8 protein-coding genes and 1 tRNA gene are annotated in these 8,030 nt (G+C 67.8%); 3 read left to right on the plus strand and 6 right to left on the minus strand.

Going from position 1 to position 8,030, the window contains the following annotated elements; translation table 11 throughout:
* Positions 1-42 precede the first annotated feature (42 nt).
* The 6 genes from CQ393_RS07665 to CQ393_RS07690 form a co-directional block, all read right to left on the minus strand.
* Positions 43-1,386, minus strand: a complete 1,344-nt coding sequence (locus tag CQ393_RS07665; protein WP_153190964.1) for a HAMP domain-containing sensor histidine kinase — start codon at positions 1,384-1,386, stop codon at positions 43-45.
* Positions 1,379-2,056 (minus strand): response regulator transcription factor, encoded by a 678-nt coding sequence (locus CQ393_RS07670; protein ID WP_343199816.1) that lies wholly within the window; start codon positions 2,054-2,056, stop codon positions 1,379-1,381. The genes CQ393_RS07665 and CQ393_RS07670 overlap by 8 nt, the downstream gene beginning before the upstream one ends.
* Before the next feature lie 10 nt (positions 2,057-2,066).
* Positions 2,067-2,594: a hypothetical protein gene (locus CQ393_RS07675; protein WP_343199823.1), complete on the minus strand. Its 528-nt coding sequence runs from the start codon at positions 2,592-2,594 to the stop codon at positions 2,067-2,069.
* 174 nt (positions 2,595-2,768) lie between these two features.
* Complete coding sequence (rimK, locus tag CQ393_RS07680; RefSeq protein ID WP_153190965.1) at positions 2,769-3,644, minus strand: 30S ribosomal protein S6--L-glutamate ligase; 876 nt, start codon at positions 3,642-3,644, stop codon at positions 2,769-2,771.
* Between the two features lie 80 nt (positions 3,645-3,724).
* A tRNA-Gly gene (locus CQ393_RS07685) sits at positions 3,725-3,798 on the minus strand.
* 158 nt (positions 3,799-3,956) lie between these two features.
* Positions 3,957-5,795, minus strand: a complete 1,839-nt coding sequence (locus tag CQ393_RS07690) for an autotransporter domain-containing protein (protein ID WP_153190966.1) — start codon at positions 5,793-5,795, stop codon at positions 3,957-3,959.
* Positions 5,796-5,932: 137 nt separating this feature from the next.
* Between CQ393_RS07690 and thiS the strand changes: the two genes are divergently transcribed.
* The 3 genes from thiS to trmB all read left to right on the plus strand — a co-directional run bounded on the left by thiS (position 5,933) and on the right by trmB (position 7,848).
* The gene (gene thiS / locus CQ393_RS07695) at positions 5,933-6,133 is read left to right on the plus strand and encodes a sulfur carrier protein ThiS (RefSeq protein ID WP_153190967.1); all 201 of its coding nucleotides are present in this window, start codon (positions 5,933-5,935) and stop codon (positions 6,131-6,133) included.
* A gap of 168 nt (positions 6,134-6,301) precedes the next feature.
* Positions 6,302-7,096: a thiazole synthase gene (locus tag CQ393_RS07700; protein WP_153190968.1), complete on the plus strand. Its 795-nt coding sequence runs from the start codon at positions 6,302-6,304 to the stop codon at positions 7,094-7,096.
* The gene (gene trmB / locus CQ393_RS07705; RefSeq protein WP_153190969.1) at positions 7,096-7,848 is read left to right on the plus strand and encodes a tRNA (guanosine(46)-N7)-methyltransferase TrmB; all 753 of its coding nucleotides are present in this window, start codon (positions 7,096-7,098) and stop codon (positions 7,846-7,848) included. The genes CQ393_RS07700 and trmB overlap by 1 nt, the downstream gene beginning before the upstream one ends.
* The last annotated feature ends 182 nt before the right edge of the window (positions 7,849-8,030 follow it).

Here is an 8,030-nt window from a genome sequence, read left to right on the forward strand (position 1 = left end):
CCGACTGACGTCTGGCAAGGCCCGTGCGGGCCGGGCTCCCGCTTATGGAGCGGCCGCGGGCGCGAAGATCAACATGCCGACCACGCCACGCTCCGCGCCCGGCCGGATGCTGACCTGCCAGCCGTAGAGCGTACACAGCCGGCTGACGATGGACAGGCCAATGCCGCCACCCTGCGAATGGCCGGCGTGGGTACCCCGGTAACCACGCTGGAACAGGCTGGCCGCATCCTTCTCGCTCAACCCCGGGCCGGTGTCGATCACCTCGACCGCATCGCCCAACACCCGCACCCGTACTTGGCCTTCCTGCGTGTACTTCACCGCGTTGCCTATCAGGTTGCCCAGCGCCACCGACAGGGCCGCTTCCGGGGCATCGATGACCAGGTCGCGCCCGCCTTCGAGCACCAGCTCCAGCGGCTTGCCGCCAAGCTGGGCACGGTGCGCCTCGAGCAGCTGCTCGGCGACCTTGGCGACATTGCTGCTGCCCTGCCCGCGTTCGTTGCGCGACAGCAGCAGCAGCGAGCCGATCAGGTCGCTGCACTGCTGTTCGGCGCGCTGGATGCGCTGCAGGCGCAGCAGCATCTTCTCGTCCAGTCCCGGACGCGCGAGCAGCAGTTCCGTCGCGCCACGGATCACCGCCAGGGGCGTGCGCAGTTCGTGGCTCACGTCCGCGTTGAACTCGCGGTCGCGCTGCACCACTTCGGTCAGGCGCGCCGAATAGTCGTCCAACGTCTCGGCCAACTGCCCGACCTCGTCGTCGGTGAAACGCGGCGCAAGTGGCTCGGGGTGGCTGCTGCCTCCTCGATAGGCCCGCAAGCGCGCGGCGAGATCCGATACCGGTCGCATCACCCGCGAAGCGGACCACCAGCCCAGCACCCAGGAAAGCAGACTGAACACCAGCACCGACAGAAAGAGCGCCCGCTTCAGTTGCTGCTCACCACGGACGGACTGGCTCATGTCATAGGCGACGAAGAACCAGGCATCGGGTGTCTTGCGTACCCCGACCTTGTAGGAGAACGCATTGCCATCGGCATCCTCACCGCTGAAATTATGGATGCCGTCCTGCAGGTGCTCCCACTCGGGATAATCGCGACGCAGCCCATCCAGCTTGTCCGGGCGATACAGGAATGCGCGCATCTGCTGCACCGGCGCAACCACTTCCCGGCCGCCGCTCTGCATATAGCTTTGCCAGGAAGCGTCCAGGTTGCGATTCATCACATCTTCGACAAGCTGGTTCTCCACCCGCGTTCGCGCCCAGTTGGTGGCGAACGCGAACAATGCCGTCAGGCAGAAGCCCAGCAGCACGAACGAGACGATGATGCGGCTGCGCAGACGGCGGCGATACCGCCCCTGCTTGCGGACGACCGCAGACGACGCGTTTTCAGGCATCGGGGACGGCGATCCGGTATCCAATGCCATGGCGGGTCTGGATCATCGGCGCGTTAAACGGCTTGTCCACCACCGCGCGCAGGCCGTGGATGTGCACGCGCAGGGAATCCGAATCGGGCAGTTCCTCGCCCCAGACGCGGGTTTCCAGTTCCTGCCGGGTGACCACCGCCGGCGAGGCTTCCATCAACGCCTGCAGGATCTTCAGCGCGGTCGGGTTGAGCTGCAGCAGCTTGCCCTGGCGCCGCACTTCCAGCGTGTCCAGGTTGTATTCCAGGTCGCCGGTTTCCAGCACGCGGGTGTGCCCGCCCTTGCCGCGGCGCGACAGCGCGTTGAGCCGCACCTCGACCTCCTGCAGCGCGAACGGCTTGATCAGGTAGTCGTCGGCGCCGGAATCGAACCCGGCGAGCTTGTTGTCCAGCGAGTCGCGCGCGGTGAGCATCAGCACCGGGGTCTGCTTGCGTGCGTCGTTGCGCAGCTTGCGGCAGACCTCGATGCCGTCCATGCCCGGCAGGTTGAGGTCGAGCACGATAGCGTCGAAATCGTGCACGACCGCCAGGTGCAGGCCGGTCACGCCGTCGGCCGCGAAATCCACCGTATGCCCGCGGTCTTCAAGGTAATCCCCGAGGTTGGCGGCGATGTCGCTGTTGTCTTCGATTACGAGGATGCGCACGTGGGAAGCCTTAATCTATTTTTGGTTTGGAAAGATCGCGCTGGTTGGCCTGCAGGATCTCGAAAGACTGCTCACGGATCTTGCGCCTTTCCGCGACTGTCAGGCACTGTGACACAGCACGATGTGAACCCACCGTTTTCTCGCGCTTGCACACGACACGACTGTCAGCGCGCGCCTTCGTCAGCACAGTATTGATCAGCTCCTGATCGTTGAAGAGCTGGACCTTGTCGGCCTCCTTCAACTTCGCGGCGTCGGGTTCATCGTGCATCAGCGCCTCCATGCGCTGAAGGGCATCGGCAACCTTCTGCCGGTCATCCTTGGAAATTTCGGAATAGGTGTCTCCATTCAGATCCGTCCGGATCTGCTGCGCCTGCGCCGAAAAAGGCAGGACGACATCGATGGCCTTGTCGGGCGTCGAATCGTTGGCGAAAGTCGCCAGCGGCCACATCAAACCGAGAAGTACATACTGAAGTTTCATACCAAGCCCCTTGGCCTTCGTTGAGTAGCATAGGCCTGCCACATTCGCATCGACGGACACCTGCTGCAAGTCTGTACTTGCGGCAGACAAAACTAGGCCCCGGCGAATCGTCGCCAGGGCCTGAAGATTCCCGATCACCGGACCCGCTGAGGAGGGCTGGTCGCAGTGAGGCAAGCGTAGGACCCTGGGAATTAAAGGTCCGTTAAAACCTTGCAAGCAATTCGGAATCCGGCCTCAGCGCTTGAGATTGGCCACGTAGTCGATCATGCGCCCGGCGACATCCCCGCCGGAAACGCTCTCGATGCCCTCCAGGCCCGGGGTCGAATTCACTTCCAGCACCAGCGGCCCACGCCGGGAGCGGATCATGTCCACCCCGGCGATGCCCAGCCCCAGCGCCTTGGCCGAGCGCACCGCGACCTGCTGTTCGGTCTTGCTGCAGACCGCCGGCGCGGCGCTGCCGCCGGCATGCAGGTTGGAGCGGAAGTCGCCCTCCTGGGCCTGGCGGCGCATGGTCGCCACCACCTGGTCGCCCACGACCAGGCAGCGCAGGTCGGCGCCCTGGGCCTCGGCGATGAATTCCTGCACGAGGAAGTTCGCATACAGGCCGCGCAGCGCCTCCACCGTGCCCTTGGACGCGCTGAGCTTCTCGGTGAGGATCACCCCCCGGCCCTGCGTGCCTTCGCTGAGTTTCACCACGTGCGGCGGCGGCCCCAGCATGGACAGCAGGTCGTGGGTGTCGTCCGGGTTGTCGCCGAACACCGTCACCGGCATGTCGATGCCCTTGGCGGCCAGCACCTGGTGCGCGCGCAGCTTGTCGCGCGCGCGCAGGATCGCGTCGGACGGATTGGGCGTGCGTGCGCCCATCATCTCGAACTGGCGCAGCACCGCGGTGCCGTAGCGGGTGATGGAAGCGCCGATGCGCGGGATCACCGCATCGAAGCCGGCCAGCGGCCGGCCCTTGTAGTGCATGCTGAAATCGCCCGCGGTGATGCGCATGTAGCAGCGCAGCGGGTCGAGGATGCGTACCGTGTGGCCGCGCGCGCGCGCGGCCTCTACCAGACGCCGGGTCGAGTAGAGCTTGCTGTTGCGGGAAAGGATGGCGAGCTTCATCGCAGAGCCTGATGGACAGGCCGGGCACATCACGCCCTGCCCTTGCCTGACGCCTCAGTGCCTGCGGGGCACCTGGAAGATGGAGCGGGTGAAGGGAATCGAACCCTCGTCGTAAGCTTGGGAAGCTTCTGCTCTACCATTGAGCTACACCCGCGCGGCGATGCGCAGTCTATGCGGGCGGAGGCCTGCCGCGCAATGGTGGTGCGGGCCACGGATCGCTCCGCGGCCCGCACGCGATGACGGCGCTACCGCACCGCTCCGGCAAGGAGCGGCGCCGCGAACGGCACCGCCCTGCCGGTTGCCGTTACCGGCTCAGAAGCCGGCGCTGAACGTGGCGAACACGGTGGCGTCGCGTGCCGACCGCTGCGCGGTGGTGGCGCTCACGCCGATGTTGCTCTGCAGCCCCCAGGCATTGACGCGCGCGCCGAGCACGGCGGTGGCGTAGTTGCGGTCGAACTGCAGGCCCGGGACCTTGTAGGCACCGACGTCGGCCATGGTCTGCAGCCAGGCGCTGGCCTGCGTGCCGTCCTCGAACTCGTGATCCCAGGTGACCTGCACATAGGGGCGGACGCTGCCGCCGTCGAAACGCGCCTGCCAGCCGATGCGGCCGACGGTGGAATCCACGTCCTGGTCGCCGTAGCCGAGCGCGGTGGCGCTGGCGTTGCTTTCGACGTAGCCGTCGAGCTTGACCTTCTGCCAGACCACGCCGGCCACCGGGCCGTGGCGGAAGCCGCCCTCCTGGCCGAACTCGTAGCCGGCGTCGAGCGCGGCGGTCAGGTTGCTGCCGTCCGGCGAGCCCTTGTGCTCGCGGGTGGCCGGGCCGAGCTGGACCTTGCGGGTGACGTCGTAGCCCAGCCAGCTGTAGCCGACCTGGCCGTTGACCCAGGCGTGCTCGCCGTACCAGCCGGCGAACAGGCCCAGCGTGGTGTCGGACTGGGTGAAATCGCCCTTGTTGTTGCCGAAATCGGCCTCCATGCGGCCATAGCCGGCGAAGCCGCCGACCACCAAGCCGTCGCGCGCCCAGTCGACGCCGAACAGGCCGGCCGGCGCCATGCCGTCGTACAGGTCGCCGTGGTCGTAGCGCTGCATGTCGCCGCGCACGTTGCCCCACCAGCCCATGCCGTCGGCCGGTCGGCCGGCCAGGTGGCCGCCGACCTGCGCGGCGCGCGCGCGGCCGGTGGTCTGCGCCGAATGGGTCAGTACCTGCTGCAGGCGCGGGGCCTCGAGCACCGAGATCGCGTACTGGCCCAGGATTTCATGCGCGGCGGTGGTCGGGTGCACGCCATCGGCGAAGACATAGGTGTCGGCCGCGCCGGGCGTGGTGTAGCTGAGCGGGTTGCAGAACAGCGAGGAATCGCCCTTGGGCGCCGGCTGCGCCTTGCAGGCCACGCCGCTGACGTTGGCGAAGCCGTAGGTGCCCGGATCGGCGACGATCTCCCGCAGGATGGTGAACGTATCGACCGGGATGACCTGCAGGCCGGCCTGCCGGAGCCCGCCGAACAGCGCGTCGTTGTAGGCCTTGGACAGGGCCGTGCCCTGCGCCATCCCGAGGGCGCCGCCGGCGCGGGCGGACGGGGTCAGGCCGATGTCGGGCAGGTTGGGAACCATCACGTACTGCGCGCCGGCGGCCTTCAGCATGCCCACGATGCCGACCTGGTCGGCGACCGCGCCGCCGATGATGGCCTGCGCCAGGGCCGGGGTGCGCTGCACCTCGAACAGGTCGTTGGCGCCGCCCCACACGGTGTACAGCGCGTTGGCGTCGGCCTTGCCGCCGTTGGCGGCCAGGTAGGTGCCGAGCTGGGTCTTGAGCGACGGCGTCGGGCCGAGCCCGCCCACCGTATCCACGCCGACGCGCGCGCCGCCGACGGCGTAGTTGTCGCCCTTCTGGCCATTGCCGTTGGGCGAGGCATCGGTGCCGTAATGATCGGCCAGGTAATCGGACCAGACCCAGCCCGGGTTGGTGGTGAAGCGGCCCACCAGGGAGGCATTGGGATCGAGCTGCATCAGCACCGGGCGGAAATGGCCGGTGTCGGTCAGGCTGTCGCCGAAGAACACGGTCTTCGAGAACGGGGACTGCGCCATGGCCGGGACGGCGGCGCAGGCAAGCGCCAGGGCAAGGGCCGAACGCAGCGGGCGGGTGGAAACACGCATGGGAAACTCCTGACGGACGAGGAAGGCGGCAGCGTACGCTGCCGCACGGTGTTAGTTTTTCATTGCCCCACGGCGGGCTCACGCTGCACCGCCGCATCGGGCTGGGATTTTCCACCCATGCTGGCGAAAATGCCCGCATGGACATCCAGCTCAATGGCGAACCGCGCCGCTTCCCGGCACCCCCGACCCTGGCCGACCTGCTGGCCGCCGAAGGCCTGGCCGAACGCCGCGTGGCGGTGGAGGTCAACGGCGAGATCGTCCCCCGCGGCCGGCACGGCGAGTGGCGGTTGAACGAGGGCGACGTGGTCGAGATCGTGCACGCGCTGGGCGGCGGCTGATTGACGCCGGGAAGGCTGACGGAGCGGCTTGCGCTGTGATGGATTTGACGAACTGCGGGCTTTGACGGCAAAGCCATCGCGGCTGAAGCCGCTCCTACAGGTGGGATTCATGGGAATCGCTCCACGGCGGAGGACGCAGCATCTGGCGCGATGGGCGATAATCGCCCCATGAACGCACACGTCCCCACCGATCCGCTGGTCATCGCCGGCAAGACCTATGCGTCCCGGCTTCTGACCGGGACCGGCAAGTTCAGGGATCTGGAAGAAACCCGCCTGGCCACCGAGGCCGCCGGCGCCCAGATCGTCACCGTCGCCATCCGCCGCACCAATATCGGCCAGAACCCGGGCGAGCCCAACCTGCTCGACGTGCTGCCGCCGGACCGCTACGCCATCCTGCCCAACACCGCCGGCTGCTATACCGCCGAGGACGCGGTGCGTACCTGCCGCCTGGCGCGCGAACTGCTCGACGGCCACAACCTGACCAAGCTCGAGGTGCTGGGCGACCAGAAGACCCTGTACCCGGACGTGGTGCAGACCCTCAAGGCGGCCGAGCAGCTGGTCAAGGACGGCTTCGACGTGATGGTCTACACCTCCGACGACCCGATCCTGTGCAAGCGCCTGGAGGAGATCGGCTGCGCCGCGGTGATGCCGCTGGCTGCGCCGATCGGCTCGGGGCTGGGCATCCAGAACAAGTACAACCTGATCGAGATCATCGAGAACGCCAAGGTGCCGATCATCGTCGACGCCGGCGTCGGCACCGCCTCGGACGCCGCCATCGCGATGGAGCTGGGCTGCGACGGCGTGCTGATGAACACCGCCATCGCCGGCGCACGCAACCCGGTGCTGATGGCCGGCGCGATGCGCAAGGCGGTGGAAGCCGGCCGCGAAGCCTTCCTCGCCGGCCGCATCCCGCGCAAGCGCTACGCCAGCGCGTCCTCGCCGGTGGACGGATTGATCGGCTGATGACCAATCCCTTCGACAGCGCCGGCGCCAAGGCGCCGCCCAAGCCCTTCACCGTCACCGAGGGCCGCCGCGAGATCCGCAGCTTCGTGCTGCGCCAGGGCCGTTTCACGCCCGCCCAGCAGCGCGCGTTCGACGAGCGCTGGCCGCGCTTCGGCATCGACTTCACCGGCGAGCCGCGCGATCTGGACGCTGTTTTCGGCCGCGCCGCGCCCAAGGTGCTGGAGATCGGCTTCGGCAACGGCGCGGCATTGCGCCATGCCGCGCGGTTCGACGCGACCAAGGACTACATCGGCATCGAGGTACACGCGCCCGGCGTCGGCCGCCTGCTCAACGCGCTGGCCGACGACGACGCCGGCAACGTCAGGCTCTACCACCACGATGCGGTCGAGGTGCTGGAGAAGGAAATCGCCGACGGCGCGCTGGACGAGATCCGCATCTATTTCCCGGACCCGTGGCACAAGAAGCGCCACAACAAGCGCCGCCTGGTGCAGCCGGCGTTCGCCGCTCTGCTGGTGCGCAAGCTGCGCCCGGGTGGCCTGCTGCACTGCGCCACCGACTGGGAAAACTACGCCGAGCAGATGTGGGACGTGCTCGGCGCCACCGAAGGCCTGGCCAACCGCGCCGGTCCGCGCGGCAGCGTGCCGCGCCCGGACTGGCGCCCGCAGACGCACTTCGAGACCCGCGGCCAGAAACTCGGCCATGGCGTCTGGGATCTGCTGTATGACAGGCAGGGAACGGGAACCGGGGAATAAGGGAATGTTGCCTCCACGCACAAGCGCATCCGGAGACAGCGCCAGGCATCTGGTGCGGAAGGCCGCTCCCTCCTTCCCCCGGCATGCCGCTTCCGGCGCCCGAAGCGGGTTGGCATGCGCCGTCGTCCCTCCGGGCCCAGGGACTGGCAGCGGGGTTTCACCGGCCGCACTCGCCACGTGCC

The organism is Stenotrophomonas sp. MYb238 (genome assembly GCF_009496535.1).
Classification (GTDB): Bacteria; Pseudomonadota; Gammaproteobacteria; order Xanthomonadales; family Xanthomonadaceae; genus Stenotrophomonas.

What these genes read in the sequence shown, in the direction of transcription:
- CQ393_RS07700 (WP_153190968.1), top strand. Translation starts at nt 6,302, where the DNA reads ATGAACGCACACGTCCCCACCGATCCGCTGGTCATCGCCGGCAAGACC.
- CQ393_RS07665 (WP_153190964.1), bottom strand. Translation starts at nt 1,386, where the DNA reads ATGCCTGAAAACGCGTCGTCTGCGGTCGTCCGCAAGCAGGGGCGGTAT.
- thiS (WP_153190967.1), top strand. Translation starts at nt 5,933, where the DNA reads ATGGACATCCAGCTCAATGGCGAACCGCGCCGCTTCCCGGCACCCCCG.
- CQ393_RS07690 (WP_153190966.1), bottom strand. Translation starts at nt 5,795, where the DNA reads ATGCGTGTTTCCACCCGCCCGCTGCGTTCGGCCCTTGCCCTGGCGCTT.
- trmB (WP_153190969.1), top strand. Translation starts at nt 7,096, where the DNA reads ATGACCAATCCCTTCGACAGCGCCGGCGCCAAGGCGCCGCCCAAGCCC.
- rimK (WP_153190965.1), bottom strand. Translation starts at nt 3,644, where the DNA reads ATGAAGCTCGCCATCCTTTCCCGCAACAGCAAGCTCTACTCGACCCGG.